Below are 725 nucleotides of genomic sequence, written 5' to 3'. Positions count from 1 at the left end.
GCGGCCTTGCCGCCGAAGATGAAGGCCCGCTGCGGAATCGACAGGCCGGGGTCCTGCTTGAGGCGGTGATAGAGCGCCACGACGTGCAGGACGTTGAGATGCTGGCGCTTGTACTCGTGGATGCGCTTGACCTGGATGTCGAACATCCAGTCCGGGTCGAGGTCCACCCCCGCCACCGAGCGGATGTACTTGGCGAGGCGCGCCTTGTTGTTCCGTTTGATGTCGCGCCATTCCCGGCGGAAGGCGGCGTCGTCGACGAAGGGCTCGAGCCCGCGCAGGCGCTCCAGGTCGGTCAGCCAGCCGTCGCCGACGGTGCGGTCCAGCAGTTCCCGCAGCCCCGGATTGGCCAGCGCCAGGAAGCGGCGCGGCGTCACGCCGTTGGTCTTGTTGCTGAACCGCTCCGGCCACATCTCGTAGAAGTCTTTGAGCACACTGCTTTTCAGCAGCTCCGAGTGCAGCGCGGCCACGCCGTTGATCGCGTGGCTACCGACCGTGGCCAGGTGCGCCATCCGGACGCTCTTGCCACCGTTCTCGCCGATGAGCGACATCCGACCGACCCGGTCGTCGTCCCCGGGGAACCGGGCGCGTACCTCGTCCAGGAACCGGCGATTGATCTCGTAGATGATCTCCAGGTGACGCGGCAGCGCCTCGGCGAACATGTCCAGCGGCCAGGTCTCCAGCGCCTCCGGCAGCAACGTGTGGTTGGTGTAGCCGAACGTCGCGAC

At 66.9% G+C, this 725-nt stretch carries 1 protein-coding gene; it reads right to left on the bottom strand.

The annotated features are described in order from the left end of the window. Positions 1–725, bottom strand: a 725-nt coding sequence (locus tag A9X04_RS20385; protein ID WP_197509253.1) for a glycogen/starch/alpha-glucan phosphorylase, incomplete at both ends; no start/stop codon positions are given.

Source organism: Mycobacterium sp. E3247 (assembly GCF_001667785.1).
GTDB lineage: Bacteria > Actinomycetota > Actinomycetes > Mycobacteriales > Mycobacteriaceae > Mycobacterium.
This window is presented reverse-complemented; position numbering and strand designations above follow the sequence as displayed.